Source organism: Streptomyces sp. NBC_01717 (assembly GCF_036248255.1).
Taxonomy (GTDB): domain Bacteria; phylum Actinomycetota; class Actinomycetes; order Streptomycetales; family Streptomycetaceae; genus Streptomyces.
In genome coordinates, this window is sequence record NZ_CP109178.1 from 468,267 (window position 1) to 489,612 (window position 21,346).

Genomic DNA, 21,346 nt, shown 5'->3' on the forward strand with positions numbered 1-21,346 from the left:
GTGATCCCGGTGCTGAGCCTGTCTCAGCTCCGATGGGCCAGCGGGCCGGCCTGCCGGAACGGGCCTTCGAGGGCTGCCCATTGGAGCAGCATGATGGTTTTGGCGTCGACGATCGTGCCGTCGCGCACCATCGAGTGCATCGGCGAAGGGGAGTTCGACGGTGGAGAGGCCTTCGCCCTCGGCCGCGATTCCGGTCCTCCCGGTGGGGTTGTCCGCCGGATCGTAGTGGGCGGCGTAGAAGTGCAGACGCTCAGTGACGGAGCCGCCGGGGTGGCGTGATGCGTCAGGTACCGGACGCGACGGGTGGGATCAGCGGCCCGTGGGCGGTCTCCGCGGCCATCGGGGCGCCGAGCAGGAGATCCTCGCTGCGGTGAGGCGGATCGAATGGTGCGGCGGCCCGGTCCACCGGCACGAAGCGGCATGACGCCGGGGGTGCCCCGACCCTCCCGTGGGGAGGTCGGGAGGGGCGGTGGGTCCCGCCAAGTACGCAGCGCGCGGCGGGCCCCGAAACGAGGCCTCGGCCCAGGGGCTTCGGGGTCCCGCGCGATCAACGATGCACCTGAATCAGCCACTACGGAAGAGACCTGACCAGAAAACGTTGGAGCATGAGCGGTTCCGTTCCTCTAGCCCCGCACCGTTCAACAGAGCACGCGGGTCGGACGGTTGGCGCCCTACCCCGCCCGCACCACTCCACCCGCCCCGCACCATTTAGTCACAGCTTCGTCACTGCCGGAACAACCCACTCCCTCGTCACATCCCGCCCGCATACGGTCATTCCTTCATGAACCGCACCTTGGGGGGACAACTTGAACACCCGCACACTTACGGCCGCGCTCGGCTGTCTGGCCGCTGTGACCCTGGTCGGCTGTGACCCGGCCACCACAAGCCAGCAGCCCGCCGCTCCGACTCCTTCTGTCACCGCGGCGGAAACGACACCGTCGGCGAAGGACGACAAGCCTGCAGAGCGCAAGGCGGTAGCGAACTTCGTCGGCATGGGCCTGCAGTCCGCTCAGGACAAGGCCCAGGCTGACGGCTTCTACAGCCTGCGGTCCCACGACAGTGCAGGCCGGGATCGGCTGCAGGCGTTCGACCGGAACTGGAAGGTCTGCTCGCAGAACTACCCGCCGGGGAGGACCGTCCCGGTCGACACCGAGCTGGACTTCGGCACAGTGAAACTCGAAGAGTCCTGTCCCTCGAAGGATCAGAAGGAGCCGAGGGTCGAGGGCGGCAAGATGCCGAATCTGGTCGGCAAGTCCCTGAAGGCCGCGCGTGGGGCCCTCGACTCGGGTACCTCAATCACGGTGACCGATGCGGCAGGTGACCGCATGGTGCTGCTGGAGAGCAACTGGCAGGTCTGCACACAGTCCCCCAGTCCCGGAGTCGCCCTTCGCGGCCAGCCGGTCAAGTTCACCGCAGTCAAGTTCGAGGAGACCTGCCCGTAGAGACGCGGTAGCTCTGGCCTCGGACGCAACGATGCCGCCGCCGCCCAGGACGGGCAGCGGCGACATCGTTGCTCAGGGGGGTGCCCTCTGTGACGGGAGATAAGCCGGGTAGGTGCAAGAGTCCCTCGTACCGCGGGAACAGCTGTTTCTCGGCGGCTCCGAGGTCAACGAGCGTGCCCGCGCCTGCGGCGCCGCTGTCCCTGCCGCAGCGGAAAGTCAGCCATCGAAGCTCCTGTACGCCGAAGTTGCCGTGAAGGAGCCGAGCCCGAGCAGCTCGGCAGAAGGGCATGTCCCGACCTGCGAGGAATGGCACCCGGTGCATCAGAACGTTTGGGCAGGCACCCAAAGGAAACGCGAGAACCATGACTGAAGAGGCCAAGAATTCCGAGAAGGCAACAGGCACGTCCAACTCCGCGTCGTCTGCCACCGGACCTGGTGCGGGTCGCACGTCCCAGGCAGCCGGCAAGAAGACCACCGCGGCCGCTGGACGTGCGACAGAGGGAGACATCCACACCGCCGAAGCCGCGAAGTCGTCGGCCTCCGACGCTCAGGAGGCGACCGCCGCCGGCACGAGGTCCATCTCAACGGCCACTCAGCAGGTGAGCCGGGCCGCGACCGCTGGGGTGGAAAGCGGCAAGCGCGCCGCCGCATCCGTCGGCGGCAAGGTCACTTCAGGGGCGCTCACGATATGGACCGCGGTCAAGCATCGCAACGCCGTTGTAGCGGGCGCCGGTGCCACCGTCGTAGGCGTCGCCTTCGCCGCGGGGCGCCACACGGCCAAGCGGAAATTGGGGCCGGTGACTCGCCTCACCGGAGGCCGCATCTGAATGGCGCCTTGTGCGAAACGGGGGCTGTCCAAATGGTTGCTGCGCGGCTCGACTTGGCGAGCCGCGCCGAGGGAGCGGCGTACGCCGACGCGATGTCGGAGTACGCCGCTCCCTCTGGCAGGACGAGCCGCGGGAGGCCGTTCGCGCAGTCGTCGCGGCTACTTCGAATCGCGGTTGAAGACCGCCTTCGACCAGAAGTAGCCGAGCACCGCGAGACCCAGGCACCAGGCCACCGCGAGCCACCCATTGTTGCCGATCTCGCTACCGAGCAGCAGCCCGCGCAGGGTCTCGATGGCCGGGGTGAAGGGCTGGTACTCGGCGATCGGCTGGAACCAGCCCGGCATCGCGTCGACCGGGACGAAGGCGCTGGAGATGAGCGGGAGGAAGATCAGCGGCATCGCGTTGTTGCTGGCCGCCTCGGCGTTCGGGCTGACCATGCCCATCCCGACCGCGATCCAGGTGAGCGCCAGGGCGAAGAGCACGAGCAGCCCGAAAGCCGCGAGCCACTCCAAGGCCGTGGCGTCCGTGGAGCGGAAGCCGATGGCCACGCCGACAGCGCCCACGAGCACCACGCTCACGACCGACTGCAGCACGCTGCCGATGACGTGCCCGATGATCACCGACCCGCGGTGGATCGCCATCGTGCGGAAGCGGGCGATGATGCCCTCGGTCATGTCGTTGGAGACGGACACCGCGGTCCCGATCGTGGTACTGCCGATGGTCATCAGCAGGAGGCCCGGCACGAGGTAGGCGATGTACGCGGAGCGGTCGGCGCCGCCGATGCCCGCGCTCATCACATCGCCGAAGATGTAGACGAAGAGCAGCAGCAGCACGATCGGCGTGAGCAGCAGGTTCAGCGTCAGGGACGGGTAGCGGCGCGCGTGCAGGAGGTTGCGGCGCAGCATCGTGGACGAGTCGCGCACGGTGAGGGACAGGGAGCTCATCGGACAGCCTCCTTGGGCTGGCTGGGCAGGCTGGACTGGCCGGGCTGTGGGTCGGTGCCGCCGGTCAGGGCGAAGAACACGTCGTCGAGGTCGGGGGTGTGCACGGTCAGCTCGTCCGCCTCGATTCCGGCCGCGTCCAGCCAGTCGAGGATGGAGCGCAGTTCGCGCTGGCTGCCGCCGCTGGGGATCTGCAGCGCGAGCGCCTCGTCGTCCCTGGTGGCCTCGCGCAGCGCGGCGGCGGCGGACTGGTACGCGGTCGGGTCGGTGAACCGGAGTCGCACGTGGCCGCCGGGGACGATCCGCTTGAGCTCCTCGGCGGTGCCCTCGGCGGCGATCCTGCCGTTGTTGAGGACCGCGATACGATCGGCGAGCTCGTCGGCCTCCTCCAGGTACTGGGTGGTGAGGAAGACCGTGACGCCGTCGGAGACCAGCTCACGGATGATCCCCCACATGTTGTGGCGGCTGCGCGGGTCGAGGCCGGTGGTCGGCTCGTCGAGGAAGATGATCCGCGGGTTGCCGACCAGCGTCATCGCGATGTCCAGGCGGCGCTTCATGCCGCCGGAGTAGGTGGAGGCGGGCTTCTTCGCCGCCTCCACCAGGTCGAAGCGCTCGAGGAGTTCGGCGGCGGTGCGCCGCCCCTCGCTCTTGGACAGGTGGTGCAGGTCCGCCATCAGGAGCATGTTCTCCTCGCCGGTGATCAGCCCGTCGACGGCGGAGAACTGTCCGGTGACGCCGATCGCGGCGCGGACCGCCTGGGGGTCGGCGGTGAGGTCGTGGCCGCCGACGCGGATCTCGCCGGAGCCGGCGTCGGCGCTGATCAGAGTGGAGAGGATCTTGACGGCGGTGGTCTTGCCGGCGCCGTTCGGGCCGAGCAGGGAGAAGATCGTTCCTTCGGGGACGGTCAGGTCGATGCCGTCGAGCACGACCTTGTCGCCGTAGGACTTGCGCAGCCCGTTCGCCGTGATGGCCGGGTTGGTCATGGGGGTTGCTCCTCTTTAGAGGCTGCGGGCGACGATGTCGCCGTGGGCGGTGGTCGCGCGGATGTGCAGGCCGGCGGCGGCGCCGTCGGTGTTCTCGAGCGCGTTGTGAATTCGGCCGTAGGCGGTGCCGGCATCGAGGGAGGCGGAGACTCCGTGGGCGGCACCGACCGAGATCTCGCCGACCTCGGTGTGCAGCACGACCGTGCCGCCCACGGCCTCGGCGATCCGGATGTCGCCCTTCTTGGTGCTGATCTCAGCGGGGCCGCCCAGGCGGCCGATGGATACGTCACCGGCGGCGGCAGTCAGGCGGACTCTCGCGGCCTCGTCGATCTTGACCGAGCCGTGGGCGCCCTCAAAGGCGATATCGCCGAACCGTCCGACAGCCCGCAGTTCGGCGCCGGCCGCCTTCGCCTCGACGCGGGAACCGGCGGGCAGCTGGATAGCCACCGCGACGGATCCGGAGGGGCCGAGTATCTGGTTCTTCGCCGAGGCCGCGATCCGCAGCACGCCGTCGCCGTATTCGACCGTGGTCTGCTCCGCCGCCTTCACGTCGCGGCCCTTCGAGGCATCCGCAGGCAGCACCTCGACCACGGTGTCGGCCCGATCGGCGGCGATGAGCCGGATGCGTCCCGCAGGGATGTCCAGGACGGCTGAGATCGGGGTGGGGGTGTCGAACTTCTGCATCGTGCTCTCCTCCTGTGCTCGTTGTTTCTGACACTCGCTGGCCACAGCGCAGACGTTCATCGGGGCTCAGGGGAACTCACGGGGTGTCGCGCACTGCTCCAGCACGTCGAATGCCTCGGTGCGGAAATTCACCGCATATCCGCTCGGCTCACGGCGCCGGCGCCCGCTCCGCCACGGTGACCGCACAGCCGTTCCGGGCCGACCGGTACGCCAGCACCGGACCGGCCCGCTCGCGCCCGAGGTCAACTCCCGCTTGGTCATGCCCACTTCCCGTCCCACGCCGCAGCCGTGCCTGCGGCGCGGCTGGCAACAGCGTGAACGGTCGCCGATCGATGATCAACGGCGAAGTCGGCAAGGCTGCGTTACCCGCTGGGTCATCGATACGCATTGTGTCAACGCAGCGATGACCGATAGGTTCACGATCAGGAGGGGACATGGAACTGCGCGACATCGGGATATTCCTGACGCTGGCGGAGGAACCGCACTTCGGACGCACCGCCGAGCGACTGCACGTCACCCCGTCCCGGGTCAGCCACGCCATCAAGAAGCAAGAACGCCGCATCGGCGCCCCGCTCTTCGAGCGGACCTCACGCACGGTCCGCCTCACCCCGCTCGGCCAGCAGCTCCGGGACGACCTGCTGCCTGCCCACCAGCGGATCCAGCAGGCCGTCGACCGGGCCGCGGCCGAAGCGCGGACCGGCTCCGGCACGCTGCGCGCCGGCTGCACCACCCCCTGGTGCGCCGACCTGCTGCTGCGGGCCGCCGATATCTTCCGCGGCCGGCATGCCGGATGGACCGTGGGTGTCCGGGAGATTCAGTTCAACGACCTGTACGGCTCGCTGCACCGCGACGAACTCGACCTGCAGCTCATTGAATTCCCCGTGCACGAAGCCGGCACCGCGGCCGGGCCCGTGCTGTTCCGCGAGCGCCGGGCGCTGATGGTCCCGGCCCCCCACCCCCTGGCCCGCCGCGAGAGCGTGTCGCTGGAGGACCTGGCCGACGTGCCGCTGATCACCCTGGACCACAAGCTCCCGAAACCCGTGGCGGACATCCACTTTCCCCCTCGTACGCCGATGGGCCGCCCCGTCCCTCGCGGCCCGTCCTACACCTTCTGGCCCGAGGTCCCCGCCCTGGTCGCCGCGGGTCTCGGTGCCTCCATCGTGGCGGCCCGTGCCGCCCGCTACCACAACCGGCCCGGCATCGCCTTCATCCCCTTCCGGGACGGGCCGACCTTGGACTACGGCGTGCTGTTGCACGCCGACAAGCAGGCGCCGCTCGTTCCGGCGTTCGTCGACCTGCTCCGCGAGCTCGCCGACTCGGACGGCGGTGAGTGAGCATGGAACTGCGTGATATCGAGATCTTCCTGACGCTGGCGGAGGAGCTGCACTTCGGGCGCACCGCCGAGCGGCTGCACGTCACCCCGTCCCGGGTCAGCCACGCCATCAAGAAGCAAGAACGCCGCATCGGCGCCCCTCTGTTCGAGCGGACCTCCCGCACGGTCCGCCTCACCCCGGCCGGTGAGCAACTCTCCCTGGCCCTCCGGCCTGCCTATCGGCTGCTTATCGACGGGATCGAGGAGGTGTCGGTGTCCGTCCGGGGCTCGGGCGGCACGCTCACGCTCGGTACCATGGGCCCGCAGAGCTGGATGATCCGCGAGATCATCGAACACTTCCAGACCCGTCATCCGGCCGTGCGGCTGGTCCACAGAGAGCTGAGCACCGTCGATCCGCTCACGCCGCTGCGATCGGGCGAGATCGACGTGGCGCACGTGTGGCTGCCGGTGCGCGAGCCCGACATCACCGTCGGCCCGATCACCCACACCTCGCCGATCATGCTGTTCATGGCCGCCACCCACCCGTACGCCGACCGCGAGTCGGTCTGCCTGGAGGACTACGGTGAGCTGACCTTCCTGGCCCACCGGTCGCCGATCCCGGCCTCCATGGAGGAGGTCTTCCAGCCCTTCCGCACCCCCTCGGGACGCCCCATCGCCCGCGGCCCGGAGGTCGCCGAATGGGACGACATACTCAAGGTGGTCAGCGCCGGGCAGGCCGTCGCCGCCACCGCCGCCGAGGCCGCCCGCTTCTACCCCTGGCCCAACCTGGTCTACCTCCCCGTCCGCGATGCGACGCCCTGCCGCTGGGCGTTCGCCTGGCGCACCGACGACCACAACCCCCTGATTCGTGCCCTCGCCGATGCCGCCACCGAGGAATGACCACGGACTTGCACGTCGCTCCCACCGCCGAGCGGCTACAGCCGACCGCGCAGTAAGGACAGATGGAAGGAACCACCCGTTCGGCCGTGTCGGTGCGCGGCCTGAGCCGCTGTGTGTGTGCGGAGACGGCAGCCCGGCCACGCCCCAGCGGGTCGGTTCCGGTCAGCTGTCGGTAGACGGGCCAGTCGCTGACCCAGGTGCGCACACCCATCACGTGTCCTCTCGGGCGGCCGGACTCCTGCCGGCAGTCGCGGGCGTTCCTCCCAGCGTCACCCGCCGGGCCTCCTGCTGCGCGCGGAGCTTCAGGCGGACGGTTCGTCGGGCACGGGATGTCCGGGACGGTTGCCGGAGCGCGGGGCGCCCCTCCGCCCGGTGCCGGCCTCGTCCGTATCGGGAATCTTCGGGTCGGGCTGCTCGTCGGCGGTGGAGTGAATCGAGGCGCCTGGGACGTCCCAGGGGTCCTCGTCAGCGGTGACCTGCTGATCGGGCAGGTCCCTCGGTATCGGCTTCGGTGTCGGCCCCCCGCTGTTCCCAGGGGCTTCCGGGCGGTGCTCGCTCACTGCGTTCTCGCTTCCTCACAGGGGGTGGCGTGTGGCGCGAGTACCCGGGCGGCCCGCGAGTATGCCGGCGATCGGAGCCCCTACGCCGAGACTGGTCAGCTGCGCAACGTCGAGGGGCTCCCCCTCGGTCGTGCGCGACCGCCCTCGCCCCCGACCCTCTCTACGCCTCTGCGGGGAGGTCGTCCTCGGTGCGCTCCTCCTGCGCGCCTACCTGGCCGGCCCGGCGGCGACCGCACCTGTCAGGAAGCCGTCGCGCTGTTGGCGATCCTGGCCGCCTTCTCCTCGCTGCGCAGGGCCAGACAGGTCTTTTCATCCCCGATCCGAGGCGTGGGCACGGGCGTTCCTCCGCTCCCCTCCGCCTGGAACTGCTTTGCTTCCAGTTGATTCCCCCTGCGGCCGGGGAATGTGTGCAGCCCCACCGGGCACCGGATGAACACGAGCCATGCACGACCACCACGAGGAGGCACCTTGCGCATCACAGAGTTTCCTGCGGCGGCCCGCCCTCCGGCCCTCGCATGACGGGAAGACGGCTGGGTGGCCTGGTCGCCGAAATCCTCGTGTGGCAAGTGTCGCTGTCGGCACTTTGGTTGGTGCTCATCAGCACGCTCGAACCGCTGGAGGTGTTCGCCGGTCTGGGATGCGCACTGCTGGGGGCCGTCGCCGCCGTCGCTGCACGCAGGGCTGTGAGCGGCCGGTGAACGCATGGCTCGCGTGCGCATCCGTACTCCTGGTAGCAGGTCTCTTCCCTGTCGTGTGGGGTGTGGCGACCGGATCGCTCGGGCGCAGGGTCGTCGCCCAGAACTTCGGCACCTCGGTGGTCTGTCTGGTCATGCTGCTGCTCGCCCAGGGATACGACCGCCCCGCCTACACAGATCTCGCTCTGGTCCTCGCCGTGCTGGGCCCCGTCGGCACGCTCGTGTACGCACGGCTGCTCGCCGACGAACTGGGCGAGTCCCCGCCAAAGGCACAGCTGCCGACCGTGCTGGCGGCCGCAGCGACCGTGCCGGTCGTGATCGCGTCGTGCGTGGCCGCCGGCCCGGGGCGGGCGGCGGTGAAACTCGTGGTCGTGGGAGTTCTGCTCGTCGCCGGAAACGTGATTTCCTCACGGACACTGTCCGGCGCCTACGTGGAGCCGAGCGAGGCCCGACGTGACTGACGGCCTCATCGTGATCTCCCTGTTCCTGGTCGCGACCACCGCGACGGCCGCCGTGGCGGTCCGTGATCCGGCCCGTCAGGCTCTGGTTCTCTCGGTGCTCGGTCTGGCGCTCGCGGTGCTGTTCACCGTCCTCCAGGCGCCGGACGTCGCCCTGTCACAGCTGGCGGTGGGCTCGGCACTGACCCCGTTGCTGATCCTTCTGTCCGTCCGGAAAGTACGCCGCCGTGGCCAGCGCGACGAAGGCGGCCGATGAGCCGCAGACTACGGATGTGGATCCTGGCCGTGGGCTGCCTGGGCTTCGCCGCCATGTTCGGGGCGGCCTGCCTGCGGCTGCCGGGCTTCGGCGGTGACAGCCACCCCTACGGCGAGCGTGCCGTCCGGGCCGCGCTCGCCCACCGCACCGCCAATGTGATCTCGGCTGTCAACTTCGACCAGCGGGCCTTCGACACCCTGGGCGAGGAGACCATCCTCTTCGCGGCAGTGCTCGGAACCGTTGTGCTGCTGCGACAGACCCGCGAGGAGCGTCAGGTGCCTCCCGCGCCGGTCCATGTTGCGCTCCCCGTGAGGCGGTACGCATTGATCCTGCTGCCCGTCGCCCTCGTCGTCGGTCTCTATGTCGTCGCGCACGGCCAGCTCAGCCCGGGCGGCGGGTTCCAGGGCGGGGTCGTCGTGGCGACCGCGGTCCACCTGCTCTACATCGGGGCCGACTACCGCGCGCTGGAGCGGGTCCGCCCGGTCGGCGTGTACGAGGTCGGCGACGCGGTGGGCGAAGCGACGTATCTCGTGCTGGGCCTGGCGGGTCTCGTCGCGGGTTCTTCGTTTCTGGCCAACACTCTGCTGCCGTACGGAACGTTCAACACGCTCGCCTCGGGCGGATCCGTGCCCTTGTTGAACATGGCCGTCGGCATGGAAGTGGCGTGCGCCGTGGTGGTGCTGCTCGCCCGCTTCCTCGACCAGGCCGTGGAGATCGAGGAGGAAGGCGAGAATTGAGTAGGGGGACGAGCTCGTCATGATGTCGGTATTGCCGTATCTGGTAGCCGGCTGGATCTTCCTGGCCGGGTGTTACGGACTCGCCACCAGCCGCCACCTCGTTCATGCGGTGGGCTGCCTGGCGGTCTGCCAGTCATCCACCTATGTGCTGCTGCTCGCCGTGGGCTATCGCGATGGCGGCACCGCACCCGTCTTCTCCGACCTCAAGCCTGGATCGAGACCGCTCGTAGACCCCGTCGTGCAGGCACTGGCTCTGACCGACGTGGTGGTCGGCGCCACCGTGACCGCTCTGCTGCTGGCCCTGGTGATACAGGTCGCCAAACGCCACGGCACGGTGAACCCCGACGAATTGACCGAGCTGCGCGGATGAGCAATCTGCTGCCCCTGGTCGTCGCACTGCCGCTGATGGGAGCCGCCGTGCTGGTGGCCGCCGGACGGCGTCTGCCGCGCATCGCCGCCGAGTCGATCGGCTGCAGCGTGGCCGTGGCCACCGCCGGCCTGGCCATGGCGCTCCTCATCAGCGCCTCGCCGAATGCTGTCGAATGGGTCGGCGGCTGGCGCCCGAGCGGCGGCGAAGGTGTTGGCATCGTCCTGGTCGGCGACGTTCCCGGGGTGGGCCTGGCGGCACTGGTCTCTCTCCTGGTCGTCGCGGTACTCGTCTACTCCTGGCGCTACTTCGACGAGCCACCGCATCGGCACGCGGGCTCCTTTCCGGCTCTCGTGCTGCTCTTCCAGGCGGGCATGTGCGGCTTCGCGCTCACGGGTGACCTCTTCAACGCCTTCGTCTTCTTCGAGCTCATGAGCGTCGTGGCGTACGCACTGACCGGCTACCGCGTGGAGGAAGCGAAGGCCGTGCAGGGCGCGCTCACATTCGGGGTGATCAACTCCCTCGGCGCGTACACCACGTTGACCGGGATCGTCCTGCTGTACGCCCGCACCGGTGAGCTCGGCATGCGGCAGATCGGACAGCGGCTCGACGCACAGGGTGCGCCCGACGCACTGACCCTGTGCGCATTCGTCCTGGTGCTGACGGGTCTCCTCACCAAGGCGGCCGCCGTCCCGTTCCACTTCTGGCTGCCCGATGCACACGCCGTCGCGCCGACCCCGGTCTGCATGCTGCTGTCCGGAGTCATGGTCGAACTCGGCGCGTACGGCGTGTGGCGGGTGTACCACACGATCTTCGCCGGGCCCGGCGGCATCCCCGCACCGGACGCTGAACGCGCCCTGGTGACGCTCGGCGTGCTGACCGCGCTGATCGGCGCGGTGATGTGCTGGCAGCAACGGCACGTGAAGCGGCTCCTCGCCTATTCGACGGTCGCCCACACCGGACTCTTCCTCATCGGAATCGGCCTCCTGCGCCCCGAGGCAACCGGTGGGATCGCGGTCTACATCCTGGGCCACGCAGGGGCGAAGGCCGCCCTGTTCGCTTGCGTGGGCATCCTCCTCGACCGGTACGGGAGTGTCGACGAACACGAACTGTTCGGTCGGGCAAAGGAGTTGCGATGGGTCGGCGTCCTGTTCGCGACCGGTGCGCTGGCTCTGTCCGGGCTGCCCCCATTTGCCATGGCTCTCGGCAAAGCGGTCACGGAAGAAGCTGCGGGCGGACTCCTCGCCGTGGTGTTCGTGGTGGTATCCGCGGTCACCGCGGGAGCGGTGCTCCGGGTCGCCGCACGGGTGTTCCTCGGCGCCGGGAAGCGACCCGAGGCCGAACCGGCACACGAGACGAAGGGTGAGGACGAGGAGCCGGAGACCAAGGGACGTATCCACCGCGTGCCCATGACGATGACCGCGGTCCCCACCGCGCTGCTCATCGGAGCCGTCGCGGCCGGCCTGGCCCCATGGCTTGCCACGTCCGTGGGCGACGCGTTCGGCGCCCATCATGCACCTCACTGGACTCCGGCCGGGACGATCCTCGGGTTCCTCTCTGCCGCACTCGCCGTGGGCTTGGCCGCAGCGGCCGTACATGGCCCCGCCCGTCAGGAAGCTCAGAGCTGGACGACGCCGCTTCGGCGCATGCACTCGGGACACATCGGTGACTACGTGGTCTGGCTCCTGGCCGGCACCACCCTCATCGGCGCGCTCTCGCTTCCCGGCATCCTTACGGGGTGACCCAAGTCCAGCGGCATGTCGGCACAGCTCGGCGCGGCCGTCATCGAGGGCAGCGGACGCGCATTCATGAACGGCGTGCACAGCGTCGTACTCATCACGGGCGCGCTCTGTGTCGTAGGCGCGGCACTGGCCACGGTCGGCGTCCGGAGCACTCAGTCATCCCGCACCCGAACGGGAGGCACATCATGGGGTTCGGCCCGTCACCATCGAGACGCAGGCGCCCCGGAAGAACCGCGGCAGCCACACCTTCATCGTGGAAGTTGCACACGCGGGACGATCGATCCCGTCAGTGGCCGTGGCCACCGCCGTGGTCGCCACCGCCGTGGTCGCCGTGATCGAGGATCGTCCACGGGCGCATCAGGTCGTCGTCTTCGTGTTCGAGAATGTGGCAGTGGTGGATGTATGTCGCCGGGAACTCGGTGCCACTGCCCGGAATCGACGCGATCGTACTCGTCGGCGGAGTGAATTCCTGAATGATGATCCTGGTCACCGTCTCCGGATAGGACTTGAACGTGTCCTTGTTGGACCGTGCTTCGTCCGGGTCCGGCGGAATCGGTGGACCGGTGAAATAGTTCTCCAGCACCGGCAGATCCTCCGGTTTGCGGCCATCGTCAATCCATTTTTCGTAATCCGCCTGGTATTCGACCGCGTCGATCGGCTGCCTGTCCAGCACCTGGAAGTTGACGAGGTGAACATGCATCGGGTGGGCGTCATGGTTGGGATTGATGTACTCCCAGATCTCGGACGAACCCTCCTCGATGAAGTCCTGGGACGGCGCCTCGAACGGCATCGCGTTGAACGTCATGGTCCTGAAGAGCTTGTGCTGGTACGTAACCCATTGCCGCCGACGGGTGTGCGGTTTCGGCTTGACAGGCGCGACCGTCGGCAGCCTGAGTTCCTTGGGCGGCCTCGTCGTGTCCGTGCCTCCGGGTTCGGTGACCCGGAACTCCATGATTTCCCGGATTTCCGGTCCTTCGCCGGGCATACCGGGGTAGTGGACCGGCGCATGATAGTTCGTCAGTCTGACGTTCGTACCCACGGGCATCTGACTGAAGTCGACGATCAGGTCGTACCGCTCGGCCGGCGAGATCAGGAAGTTCAGCATTTGCAACGGAGCACGGAAGCCGCCGTCGGTGCCGATCAGCCAGAACGGCAGTGTCGGCTGAGGCAGTACGTCCCTGGGATAGACGTCGAACCTCAGCCGCCAGAAACGCTCGTTCGAAGCGTTGAGAACGCGCAGCCGGTAGCGTCGCTGCTCGACGTCCAGGAAAGGGTACGCCTTCCCGTTGACGACCGGGGTGTCCTCGCCTTCCCTCAGGGTCATGGTGTAGGCGAGCGAGCCGTCCGGGTTGAAGGTCCGGTCCTGCAGGATGAGGGGGACCTCGAATTCGCCTCGCGGCAGCCCGAGCCGCTCGTCGGCGGGGTCACTAACCCGCCAGAGACCGGCAAGGCCCGCATAGACGTTGAGGCTGGTCATCCCCATGCCGTGATCGTGATACCAGAGCATGCACGAACGGTCGTGGTTCGTGTAGCCGTAGATCGCTTCGTTCCGTTCGACCCGGCCCGGTTCCAGAGTGGTGTAGTGCTCGGCGTGGATGCCGTCCGGGCTAAACGACTGCATCGGCATGCCGTCGGACTGTGGCGCTGTGAAACCGCCGTGCTGGTGTACGACGTTCCACACGTTGACATTCGGGGGAAAGGGCAGAACCGGCTTGTAGGGAGGTGGAGGGGTCGGCGTGAGCTCGGAGCACCCGTTGCGAATGGCGTCGATCACGAACTGGAAGAGGTGGGTGGTCGGCAGCTCGTTGCGGTACTTGACGACCGTCGGGCGGTCCGTGGTCACGCTGACGGTCGGCCCGAGGTAACCCATGCCGGTCGGCTTGTCAGGATCGTGCGGGTTATTGGCCCAGTAACCCCACACGGTTGCCGGCTCGAGATCCTGGTGGAAGCTCCACGAGCCCTGCCGCATCGTGATCTCGTAGTAGTCGGCGCCCGGATAGACGGAAGGATCCGAGACGGCTGTCAACGGCGTGGGGAGCGGGTCGACATACCTCTTCAGCGGAGGGGTGTGCGTGACCGGGATGTCCGGACACCCTGTCTCTTGAGTCGTCGCCGCATACGCCCGCGCTCCCAGAACACCCTGTGGAAGCATGACCGCACCTCCCACAGCACCGGCCTTGAGAAATTTCCTTCGCCCGAACATCGTCTCCAGCCTTCCATCGCCTCACGTGACGTTGAACAGATACAGGGCCGGTTCGGAACGTTGCCGCAGCACACCGGTTGGGTCCGGGAAAGCCACTCATTGAGCCGATCTCAGCAGCAATTCGGCAGATATCTGAATTGGAATCGAATTACTACCATCAGTCTGAATGCCTGTAAACCGTCCTACCTGGTGCGGTCGAGCTCGTCCACCCCGTCCGCAGCCGCTCCCGCCGAACGGCGACTTCCATCCCTCCGTGAACCAGTACGACGGCGCACCATTTGTCAGCACCCTGAATGAGTCGACAATCCACCGAACATTCTTCTGGCGCGTCACATTCGACTGCGCGGCGGGCTGTGAGTCTAATTTTCACCGCTTCTCTGTGCGCCAATTCAATACGGCGGCGCTTTCGGGATACCGGCACAACCTGTTACCTCTCAAGTGGAGGGCGGGGCCGGCCGCCAGGGCACGGCGGTCCCCCGGCAGGCGTCGTGATGGCCGCATCAGGAACCGCTGAGCTGGTCTCCTTCATGGTCGCGCGCAGAGCCTGACTGTGTCGCGTCCGTCGCCGTGACCGTCGTGAACGGCAGCACGAGCCGGGAGGGCTGCGCGGCGTCGCGGTAGATCTTGTGGGTAACCGAGCGGCCCACCGGCAGGTGGAAGGCATCCGGCGGCAGCAGCGCGTTGTGCGCGTCGGCCAGCGGCTCGTTGTTCGACAACTCCACCACCAGGCGGTGACCGGGCTGGAAGGTGGCTGCGAACGGGTAGAGCCGCAGTACGTACTCCTCGATCTTCCCGGGCTCCACCGGCACCGTGTGGGTGTGCGGGCGGTAGGGGTTCCCCTCGCCGCGTCCGACCAGAAAGTCGATCTTGACCCCGTGGTCGCGGTCGATCCCCTTCAGCTTCCCGGCGGAAATGACCGTGCCTCCGAGCCGCTGAATCTCTACGCCGAGCGAGGAGATCCACGTATCGCTGGACCGCCCGCACCACCGCACCGGTAGTGCGGGCGGTCCATGGAGGGCGAACGACTGGCAAGTCGCCGCGTCAGTCGAGCCAGAAGCATGCCTTCTGCTTCGAGCCCTTGAACTGGGTACAGACCGTCGCCTTGGTCAGCTTCGGCCCGCCCGCCCGTCCGCTATGGCCCCACAGGGTCTCCACTGCAACCCCGGGTGCCCCGCCGTTGTCGCCGGTCCAGCTGGACTTCTTCCAACCGCTGACCTTCGAGCCCCCTCTGGACTTCCTGTACGTCCACCGGGCCCAGTAGGCGTGCCCCTTCTTGCCCGACACCTTGTGGGCGATGATCAGCGGTACCCGGTGGGGCGACGCCTCGGTGTATTTGATGACGATGCAGTAGTCCTTGCTCCGGGTACATCGGTGAGTTTCAACGGAACTGGCCTTGCTGTTGGCCTCCGCGAACGTCGGGGCCGACACGAGTAGTACGACACCGACTCACACCGCGGAGACCAGAGGCAGGGACCTGCACAAGCAGCAGCAGGCCGCTGCATCCGTGCGGCACGAGCCCGGCTACCAGCCGCCGGCACCGAGCCGCTCTGGACCGTCCCGAGGGCTATGACACCGCCAGCTCCGTGAAAGGCACCTCATGCTCAGTGCGGAGAAGGCCGACGAAGACGAACGCTGGGAATACTCCGCCACCGACGGCATCCGTCTCTGACAGCAGCAACCGGCCCCGGGAGAGCACTCGTCCCCCCGGGGCTACCGCGTGCCCGGCTGCTGTCCTGGGCCGAGCACTTCCCTGTAGCGCGGAATGGGTGATGGGTTAGTCGAGGGACGCGGGCAATCCCTTCCTGGACGGACCGCCGCTACGGCAGGATGTCTGACGGGTGGTACCTGCACACCGCGCGCCTGCGGGCCACGATCCAAGGCGCACAGACCGACGGACGGCTGCCCGCCATCGTCCGGGCAGGCGCAACGATGCTGACCTCCCGAGTTGGCCGAGGCATTCCCCGCACCCGCGCAGCCACGCGGCCAGCACTCCGGTAACTGCGGCCCCTCGGCCGCCTGCCGGGTCTCGCGTCCGGCAGGCCGAATCCGCGAGACCACAAACCGCTCGAAGCCACTGCGGCCGGTGCCGGGCCGGGAGCCCTCACGCCATTGCACCGGCTTTGCTGCCTTCCGGCCGGCCGTGGTGACCAGCTGCTTGACCAATTGCGGCTTGTCCGAGTACTCCGCCACCGGCGGGCTTCAGCCTACGAAGAGGCGCGGACAGCTGTCCCGTCTCACGCCAGCTACTCCGGTGCCGGTGAGGCCCTTGAGGCGTAATCTCACTGAATCCGCTCTGCGGCCTGCTCGGCCTCCCAGTCGGGCGCGCCTACGTCTCAGTGAACCTGCCTCGTTCGGGACGAAAAGTCATTGGCTTCCCGTTCCATCTGGCGAGGAGACTTCCGACGTGACGCTTCACGAGAATGAGATCCCAGTCGATGAGACGCTAGTCCGAGCACTACGGCGCTGCACGCCGTGGTGATGCGTTCCATCAGCCTGGTGGAGCGGCAGATCTCTACCGTGGACGCCTCGGTGACGTCGTCGGCGAGCCAGATGCGTCCGGCCAGGCCACCCGTCTCGGTGACGACCTCCACCAGGGCGCCGAGCAGCGCGACCGGCGCCGACACGGGCGTCACCAGCCGGTACCAGGCGGAGCCCTCGGACAGCCAGTCTTGGCCAAGGACCTGCCCGAGGACGATCTGGCAATGCGTGGCCAGCACCGCACCCGGCCCGTCGTACACCACGGTGGTCGGGGTCTGGCCGGGCTCTCCGGTCACCGGGTCCAGAACGGGCTGCCCGGCGGTACGGGAGATCCGCACCGTGTCGGTCAGCTGCGCCTCCAGGTCAGCCCTGGCCTGCAAAGATCAAGCGGCACCGGCTCACGCCCCGGTCGTCTGGGTGACCTCGTCCAGCCACGTCGTACGGACGACGGCGAGGCTGTTGGCGTCGGAGATGTCCATGACCCGCCACACCCTGTTGATCAGGCCCAGGTCCTGTGTGGCCACGGTGACGCGCACCCGGTCCTCACGCGACGCGAGCGGGACGTCCAGGGGAGTCAGGAGCCGGTAGCGGTTACGGGTGTCGTCGGCGTACGCCTGTCCTTCCAGAGACAGGACCAGGCCGGGACCACGGCAGAGAAGATCGCACCGGCCCCCGTGTAGAGGATCTGATCCGGGCCGGGGTGGTACTCGCCGGAGTCCGGGTCAAGAACCGGCTCCCCGGCACGGAAGATCTCGACAGTGTCCACGAGGATGCGCGTCTCGACGATGGGAGCGACGGCAGCAAGCGAAAGCCCCTCAGAGGGCGGAGGAGTGCTCATACGTTCGAGCGTAGGGCGGTGCACGGACAGCTCCCCCGGCCCGAGGTGCCCGTGGACGCATCCGAGTCGCCCAGGTGCACGACTCTCGGTCCGGCGTGACCATCGGTGCAGTGGTGATGGTGCGGCTTGCAGGGGTGATGGTGCGGGGGTCGGGGACGGTGCACTGTCACGGTCAGGGTGGCGGTCTGGGTGGTGGTGGTGCCGGCGGTGTTCGTGAAGACGGCCCGGAACTGGCTGCCGTTGTCGGCCGCGGTGGCTTTGGTCAGGGTGTAGGTGATGGTGGTGGCGCCGGGGATGTCGACCCACGCCGCGTTGTCGCTGGTTCGGCGCTGCCACTGCACCGTCGGGGCGGGGTCACCGGACGTGGTGGCGGTGAACGTGGCGTCCTGGCCGGGGTTGACCGTCTGATCCTTCGGCTGTCCGGTGATGACCGGTGGTGTGTTGACGGTGTAGGAGATCGTGACTGAGCCGTTGCCGGTGTTCGTAGCGATGGTGAACGATGTGCCGGCCGGGCCGAAACTCGAACCGCCACCACCACCCGTTGACGCCGCTTGTGCGGTGAACAACGGATTGCTGCTCGCGCCGCCGCCACCGCCTGTGAATCCGCCGCCGCCACCGCCGGCACCGCCGAGGCTGATCGGATCACCGTTGGCGCCCGTGCCGCCCGCGCCGGGCGTCCCGGCTGTCCCGCTGCTGCTTAGGCAACCGGGTGCGCTGTTGTTGAGTACCTGGCCGGCGGCTCCGCCGCCGCCGCCGGTCTGGCCGGTGCCGCCGGGACTGGCCGTGCCTGCCTGGCAGTCGATGTCGCCACCCGCGCCCGCGCCGGTGGTGGCCGATCCGCCCGAGGGCCCGCCGGCGCTGATCACCTGGTTGTCGGACCCGGCACCGCCGCCGCCTCCGCCCGCGACCACCAGGCGCGGGTCTCCAGGACCGGCGGTCAGGCCGCCGCCGGACGCGGTCTGGGTGCGCACGTCGGACGCACCGCCGCCGGCTCCCCCACCCCCGACCCCACAGCGGGCGCCTCCGCCGGGGCCACCACCGTTGACGCCGGCGCTCCCGCCCGCGCAGTTAGGGCCGTTGGTCCCGTTGCCGCCGGCGCCTCCGACCTCCACGTACAGCGTGCCGTGGCCCCCGACCGGGACCGTGGGTGCGGTCACGACCGCTCCGGCCCCGCCGGGCGCACCGGGCTGTCCTCCGCCGTAGTCGCCGCCTTTGCCTCCGGGTGCCCCGATAGCCGTCACGCTCACGCCGCTGACCCCGGGGGGCACCGTGAAGGTGTCCTCACCCGCAGCTGTATAGGAGCAGGACACGGTGGAGCCGGACTGCGAGAACACGCCGTTTGCTCCGCACGGTCCAGCGGCGATCGTGGTGACCGTCTTGCCAGTCAGCGACGCCGGCACGTTCGTCTGCCCCTCGCCGTTGTAGCCCCAGGCGATGACCCGGCCCCCCACACCCGATGCCGGCACCCCGACCGGATCCGCCACCGCGGGGCCCGCCGTGGCCGCAAATAGGGCCATAAGACCGGTCGACAGACCACCCACCACCCTCGCCGACCGCCACGCCGCAGCTGCCCTGTCCGCACGCAGACCCATCACGACCGGACCACCCAATCACTGGTGTTCGACTCTCCCACCGACGATTACGGAACGTAGCACTCTGGAAATGCTCTATAACTCACCGTGACGGTCGGCGTGGCGGATCCGGCGAGCTCTTCCAGGTTCGTCGGTAGAGCCCGAGCCGGACGGTCCGTCAGTGGGAACTGCGGGGACGGCTGGCGGCCGCCGTGCGGTGTCCTCAACAGCGGCGATGGTGGTGGTGATTGTGCCGGTGGCAGCGTCCGCTGCGGTTGATGGTGGTGGGGTCGGTGGCAGTGTGGGTAGTGCTGTCGCCGCCCCCGGTGACCGTGGCGGTGTTGGTGCGATGGGCAGAGGCGTTGCAGGAGACGTTGACCTTCAGTGTGATGGGCGGATAACTGTCCCGGCGGGCAGGGCGTGGCTGCGGGTGCAGGTGAGGGTGGCCAGCGTGCAGCTCCACCCGATGCCGGTGATGCTGGCGGCAGTGAGTCCTGCCGGGAGGGGTCGTGCACGTTGACCGTGGTGCCATCGGTTGCGCCGGGCCCGGTGTTGTCGACCGTGATGGTGTAGGTGCCCTGCAGGCCTTGGGTGAACTTCCCGGTGTGGCTCTTGCTGATGGTCAAGGAAGGTGCCGGGCAGATCGGGCTGATCGCGACACCATTCGGCTGGGTGCCGACGGTGACGGTGGCGGTGACCATGTTGCTGGCGGTGGCGATCACCGACACATTGCCTGAGCCTAAGTTGGTGACGTAGGTGTGCAAGCCGTCCGGGGTGATCGCCACACCGAACGGGATGCTGCCGACGGTGACCATGTTGGTGGCGGTGTCGATCACCGACACATTGTTCGAACCCAGGTTGGCGACGTAGGCGTTCGAGTCTGAGGCGGCCCAGGCGGGGGACGGGGCGATGGCCGGCAAGGCCAGCCCCGCCAAGATGGCCAGCCCCGCCATACAGACCCGCACCCACACCCATGGCCGATGTCAACTTTTCTCGGGCCCCGGACCGCGATGCGATCCAGTCTGCTTGCTCATGCGCCTGATCACCGACACCTCCGCCCTCCAGGCTGGCCCACGGTGACGTCAGGCGCAGGCCGACCGAGCTGCGGAGAGTCCGGCCCTCGAAAACGATCAATGTAGGTGGTGGTTCTGAGGTTTCCCGACCGGCGGCCTGGACCGCCACCGCTCATACGTTCGAGTGGGGGCGGCGCGCGGACAGGTCCCGGCCCGAGGAAACGGCGGACGCATCCGACTCGCCCAGCTGCACGGGTCTCGGTCCGGCGTGAGGATCGTTGTACCGGTGGTGGCTCAGATGTCCCTTCGACTGGACCGCCGCCGGACTCACCTGGGGGCGACGTAGTGTGTCCAGGGCCCGGGATAGTGGCAGGCGTGCCTTCCCGGCCCCGCCCCACTTTGGGCGCCCAGGGCCGGCGCCGAGCGGCTCGACGGCAGCCATCGGTGCGCGCTCTGCGGCAAGCTCGCCAGAGGGACCGTGAGCGTCGGCACACCCTGCCTCATCGCCACCACCCCACGCGGTAGTCCCCGCGCGCCGCTCGCGGACACGCTGGCCGTTCTGCGGGAGGCAGCCCGAGAGGCGGGCGCCACCGTGACCATCAGGACCGACGAGTCGTGGCGGCCCTGATCCAGTTGCGTGAAACACGAGCGGCCGCCGTTGCACCTTCGTTCGGTGCAACGGCGGCCGCGTCGGCGGGGGCCGCTACTACAGCTGCCGCTGGATCTGCTTCTCCTGGACCAGCTCTTCTTGCTGGTTCTTCTCGTTCTTGACGGTGTACTTAGCCTGTGACCCCTGGCCCTCGGCGCGCTCGATCCGGCCCTGCGCCTGCTCGCCTTGCTGGGTCTGGTACTCGACGCGCTGTCCCTTGGTATACGGCATGAACTCTCCAAGTCTCGTCGGTGGGAGGCTGGCCCCGCTCATTCGGCGAGGGACGCCCCTCCTTGCGCCCGTGACTATCGCTAGGCGCACTGACAGCTCACCCCCACCTCCACACCACAGCAACCACTACGGGCCGAATAGAGGACGTCGTAGTCTGCCGCCGTGGACCGCTATCGCGTGACCCTATCGATCGGAGCCCGCATCATCATGCGCGGCTGGTGGTCCGACGAGGCGGCGGCCGAGCGGAAATACACGCGCTGGATAGGCGAACGTGGCGGCGTCGACGGCGCCCGGATCACGCTGACCGACGAGGCGGACGGCGGGCGCGTGCTGCAGTCCTGGCCGCCCGAGAACCCCTGATGCTGCCCGGCCCGGTCGTCCTGCCGGCCCGCTACCGTTGAACCGTCCTTATCCCCGGGGCGCACGCTTTCCAACTCTGCACGGCCCTGTTCACCCTGG

24 protein-coding genes and 3 pseudogenes are annotated in these 21,346 nt (G+C 68.4%); 11 read left to right on the forward strand and 16 right to left on the reverse strand.

Going from position 1 to position 21,346, the window contains the following annotated elements:
* Positions 1-23: 23 nt before the first annotated feature.
* Positions 24-264 (reverse strand): annotated as a pseudogene (locus OHB49_RS02140) (NUDIX domain-containing protein); the annotation flags it as partial.
* 542 nt (positions 265-806) lie between these two features.
* On the opposite strand from OHB49_RS02140, the gene OHB49_RS02145 reads away from it, so the two are divergent.
* Positions 807-1,442 carry a hypothetical protein gene (locus OHB49_RS02145; RefSeq protein WP_329157418.1) on the forward strand — a complete coding sequence of 212 codons (636 nt, stop codon included), beginning with the start codon at positions 807-809 and terminating at the stop codon, positions 1,440-1,442.
* A 362-nt stretch (positions 1,443-1,804) separates the two neighbouring features.
* Positions 1,805-2,269, forward strand: coding sequence for a hypothetical protein (locus OHB49_RS02150; RefSeq protein WP_329157420.1), 465 nt, complete (start codon positions 1,805-1,807; stop codon positions 2,267-2,269).
* A gap of 158 nt (positions 2,270-2,427) precedes the next feature.
* On the opposite strand, the gene OHB49_RS02155 is transcribed toward OHB49_RS02150, so the two are convergent.
* From OHB49_RS02155 to OHB49_RS02165, 3 genes are read right to left on the reverse strand one after another with little or no spacing between them, the layout of a single operon-like run.
* Entirely contained in the window at positions 2,428-3,213 is a 786-nt protein-coding gene (locus OHB49_RS02155) for an ABC transporter permease (RefSeq protein ID WP_329157422.1), read from the reverse strand.
* Positions 3,210-4,193, reverse strand: a complete 984-nt coding sequence (locus OHB49_RS02160; protein ID WP_329157423.1) for an ATP-binding cassette domain-containing protein — start codon at positions 4,191-4,193, stop codon at positions 3,210-3,212. The genes OHB49_RS02155 and OHB49_RS02160 overlap by 4 nt, the downstream gene beginning before the upstream one ends.
* 15 nt (positions 4,194-4,208) lie before the next feature.
* Complete coding sequence (locus tag OHB49_RS02165; RefSeq protein ID WP_329157425.1) at positions 4,209-4,877, reverse strand: DUF4097 family beta strand repeat-containing protein; 669 nt, start codon at positions 4,875-4,877, stop codon at positions 4,209-4,211.
* A 434-nt stretch (positions 4,878-5,311) separates the two neighbouring features.
* Between OHB49_RS02165 and OHB49_RS02170 the strand changes: the two genes are divergently transcribed.
* Positions 5,312-6,211 carry a LysR family transcriptional regulator gene (locus OHB49_RS02170; RefSeq protein WP_329157428.1) on the forward strand — a complete coding sequence of 300 codons (900 nt, stop codon included), beginning with the start codon at positions 5,312-5,314 and terminating at the stop codon, positions 6,209-6,211.
* Between the two features lie 2 nt (positions 6,212-6,213).
* Positions 6,214-7,089 carry a LysR family transcriptional regulator gene (locus OHB49_RS02175; protein WP_329157430.1) on the forward strand — a complete coding sequence of 292 codons (876 nt, stop codon included), beginning with the start codon at positions 6,214-6,216 and terminating at the stop codon, positions 7,087-7,089.
* Positions 7,090-7,120: 31 nt separating this feature from the next.
* Here OHB49_RS02175 and OHB49_RS02180 read toward each other — a convergent pair.
* Together OHB49_RS02180 and OHB49_RS02185 are read right to left on the reverse strand one after the other, a co-directional pair.
* A pseudogene (locus tag OHB49_RS02180) lies at positions 7,121-7,300 on the reverse strand (hypothetical protein); the annotation flags it as partial.
* Between the two features lie 91 nt (positions 7,301-7,391).
* Positions 7,392-7,649, reverse strand: coding sequence for a hypothetical protein (locus OHB49_RS02185; RefSeq protein ID WP_329157432.1), 258 nt, complete (start codon positions 7,647-7,649; stop codon positions 7,392-7,394).
* Between the two features lie 515 nt (positions 7,650-8,164).
* On the opposite strand from OHB49_RS02185, the gene OHB49_RS02190 reads away from it, so the two are divergent.
* Genes OHB49_RS02190 through OHB49_RS02215 form a run of 6 tightly spaced genes read left to right on the forward strand, consistent with a single transcriptional unit; the run spans position 8,165 to position 11,904 of the window.
* Positions 8,165-8,347, forward strand: a complete 183-nt coding sequence (locus OHB49_RS02190) for a hypothetical protein (protein WP_329157433.1) — start codon at positions 8,165-8,167, stop codon at positions 8,345-8,347.
* A complete protein-coding gene (locus tag OHB49_RS02195; protein ID WP_329157434.1) occupies positions 8,344-8,805 on the forward strand; it encodes a monovalent cation/H+ antiporter complex subunit F in 462 nt (153 codons plus the stop codon). Before OHB49_RS02190 ends, OHB49_RS02195 begins: the two co-directional genes overlap by 4 nt.
* Positions 8,798-9,058 (forward strand): Na(+)/H(+) antiporter subunit B, encoded by a 261-nt coding sequence (locus OHB49_RS02200; RefSeq protein ID WP_093771008.1) that lies wholly within the window; start codon positions 8,798-8,800, stop codon positions 9,056-9,058. The genes OHB49_RS02195 and OHB49_RS02200 overlap by 8 nt, the downstream gene beginning before the upstream one ends.
* Positions 9,055-9,795, forward strand: coding sequence for an MnhB domain-containing protein (locus OHB49_RS02205; protein WP_329157438.1), 741 nt, complete (start codon positions 9,055-9,057; stop codon positions 9,793-9,795). Before OHB49_RS02200 ends, OHB49_RS02205 begins: the two co-directional genes overlap by 4 nt.
* A 19-nt stretch (positions 9,796-9,814) precedes the next feature.
* On the forward strand, positions 9,815-10,165 hold the full coding sequence (locus OHB49_RS02210; protein ID WP_030932398.1) for a sodium:proton antiporter: 351 nt from the start codon (positions 9,815-9,817) through the stop codon (positions 10,163-10,165).
* Positions 10,162-11,904: a complex I subunit 5 family protein gene (locus OHB49_RS02215; protein WP_329157440.1), complete on the forward strand. Its 1,743-nt coding sequence runs from the start codon at positions 10,162-10,164 to the stop codon at positions 11,902-11,904. The genes OHB49_RS02210 and OHB49_RS02215 overlap by 4 nt, the downstream gene beginning before the upstream one ends.
* A gap of 286 nt (positions 11,905-12,190) precedes the next feature.
* On the opposite strand, the gene OHB49_RS02220 is transcribed toward OHB49_RS02215, so the two are convergent.
* The 10 genes and pseudogenes from OHB49_RS02220 to OHB49_RS02260 form a co-directional block, all read right to left on the reverse strand.
* Positions 12,191-14,056 carry a multicopper oxidase family protein gene (locus OHB49_RS02220; RefSeq protein ID WP_329157442.1) on the reverse strand — a complete coding sequence of 622 codons (1,866 nt, stop codon included), beginning with the start codon at positions 14,054-14,056 and terminating at the stop codon, positions 12,191-12,193.
* 551 nt (positions 14,057-14,607) lie between these two features.
* Positions 14,608-15,099 carry a CocE/NonD family hydrolase C-terminal non-catalytic domain-containing protein gene (locus tag OHB49_RS02225; RefSeq protein WP_329157444.1) on the reverse strand — a complete coding sequence of 164 codons (492 nt, stop codon included), beginning with the start codon at positions 15,097-15,099 and terminating at the stop codon, positions 14,608-14,610.
* Positions 15,100-15,148: 49 nt separating this feature from the next.
* Positions 15,149-15,535, reverse strand: a complete 387-nt coding sequence (locus OHB49_RS02230) for a hypothetical protein (RefSeq protein WP_329157446.1) — start codon at positions 15,533-15,535, stop codon at positions 15,149-15,151.
* A gap of 555 nt (positions 15,536-16,090) precedes the next feature.
* Positions 16,091-16,303 (reverse strand): annotated as a pseudogene (locus OHB49_RS45705) (IS701 family transposase); the annotation flags it as partial.
* A gap of 137 nt (positions 16,304-16,440) precedes the next feature.
* Complete coding sequence (locus tag OHB49_RS02235) at positions 16,441-16,965, reverse strand: DUF6093 family protein (RefSeq protein ID WP_443079474.1); 525 nt, start codon at positions 16,963-16,965, stop codon at positions 16,441-16,443.
* An 18-nt stretch (positions 16,966-16,983) separates the two neighbouring features.
* Entirely contained in the window at positions 16,984-17,223 is a 240-nt protein-coding gene (locus OHB49_RS02240) for a DUF6093 family protein (RefSeq protein WP_329166321.1), read from the reverse strand.
* Positions 17,160-17,423, reverse strand: a complete 264-nt coding sequence (locus OHB49_RS02245) for a DUF6093 family protein (protein WP_329157451.1) — start codon at positions 17,421-17,423, stop codon at positions 17,160-17,162. Before OHB49_RS02245 ends, OHB49_RS02240 begins: the two co-directional genes overlap by 64 nt.
* The gene (locus tag OHB49_RS02250) at positions 17,420-18,940 is read right to left on the reverse strand and encodes an immunoglobulin domain-containing protein (protein WP_329157453.1); all 1,521 of its coding nucleotides are present in this window, start codon (positions 18,938-18,940) and stop codon (positions 17,420-17,422) included. The genes OHB49_RS02245 and OHB49_RS02250 overlap by 4 nt, the downstream gene beginning before the upstream one ends.
* 122 nt (positions 18,941-19,062) lie before the next feature.
* Entirely contained in the window at positions 19,063-19,947 is an 885-nt protein-coding gene (locus OHB49_RS02255) for a YncE family protein (protein WP_329157456.1), read from the reverse strand.
* A 766-nt stretch (positions 19,948-20,713) separates the two neighbouring features.
* Positions 20,714-20,887 carry a hypothetical protein gene (locus OHB49_RS02260; RefSeq protein ID WP_329157458.1) on the reverse strand — a complete coding sequence of 58 codons (174 nt, stop codon included), beginning with the start codon at positions 20,885-20,887 and terminating at the stop codon, positions 20,714-20,716.
* Positions 20,888-21,049: 162 nt separating this feature from the next.
* On the opposite strand from OHB49_RS02260, the gene OHB49_RS02265 reads away from it, so the two are divergent.
* On the forward strand, positions 21,050-21,247 hold the full coding sequence (locus tag OHB49_RS02265) for a hypothetical protein (RefSeq protein ID WP_329157460.1): 198 nt from the start codon (positions 21,050-21,052) through the stop codon (positions 21,245-21,247).
* The last annotated feature ends 99 nt before the right edge of the window (positions 21,248-21,346 follow it).

Bases quoted from the DNA above. Each gene is read 5' to 3' on its own strand.
- OHB49_RS02150 (WP_329157420.1), top strand. From the start codon at position 1,805: ATGACTGAAGAGGCCAAGAATTCCGAGAAGGCAACAGGCACGTCCAAC.
- OHB49_RS02155 (WP_329157422.1), bottom strand. From the start codon at position 3,213: ATGAGCTCCCTGTCCCTCACCGTGCGCGACTCGTCCACGATGCTGCGC.
- OHB49_RS02160 (WP_329157423.1), bottom strand. From the start codon at position 4,193: ATGACCAACCCGGCCATCACGGCGAACGGGCTGCGCAAGTCCTACGGC.
- OHB49_RS02165 (WP_329157425.1), bottom strand. From the start codon at position 4,877: ATGCAGAAGTTCGACACCCCCACCCCGATCTCAGCCGTCCTGGACATC.
- OHB49_RS02170 (WP_329157428.1), top strand. From the start codon at position 5,312: ATGGAACTGCGCGACATCGGGATATTCCTGACGCTGGCGGAGGAACCG.
- OHB49_RS02175 (WP_329157430.1), top strand. From the start codon at position 6,214: ATGGAACTGCGTGATATCGAGATCTTCCTGACGCTGGCGGAGGAGCTG.
- OHB49_RS02190 (WP_329157433.1), top strand. From the start codon at position 8,165: ATGACGGGAAGACGGCTGGGTGGCCTGGTCGCCGAAATCCTCGTGTGG.
- OHB49_RS02205 (WP_329157438.1), top strand. From the start codon at position 9,055: ATGAGCCGCAGACTACGGATGTGGATCCTGGCCGTGGGCTGCCTGGGC.
- OHB49_RS02210 (WP_030932398.1), top strand. From the start codon at position 9,815: ATGATGTCGGTATTGCCGTATCTGGTAGCCGGCTGGATCTTCCTGGCC.
- OHB49_RS02215 (WP_329157440.1), top strand. From the start codon at position 10,162: ATGAGCAATCTGCTGCCCCTGGTCGTCGCACTGCCGCTGATGGGAGCC.
- OHB49_RS02220 (WP_329157442.1), bottom strand. From the start codon at position 14,056: ATGCTTCCACAGGGTGTTCTGGGAGCGCGGGCGTATGCGGCGACGACT.
- OHB49_RS02245 (WP_329157451.1), bottom strand. From the start codon at position 17,423: ATGAGCACTCCTCCGCCCTCTGAGGGGCTTTCGCTTGCTGCCGTCGCT.
- OHB49_RS02250 (WP_329157453.1), bottom strand. From the start codon at position 18,940: ATGGCCCTATTTGCGGCCACGGCGGGCCCCGCGGTGGCGGATCCGGTC.
- OHB49_RS02255 (WP_329157456.1), bottom strand. From the start codon at position 19,947: ATGGCGGGGCTGGCCATCTTGGCGGGGCTGGCCTTGCCGGCCATCGCC.
- OHB49_RS02260 (WP_329157458.1), bottom strand. From the start codon at position 20,887: ATGCCGTATACCAAGGGACAGCGCGTCGAGTACCAGACCCAGCAAGGC.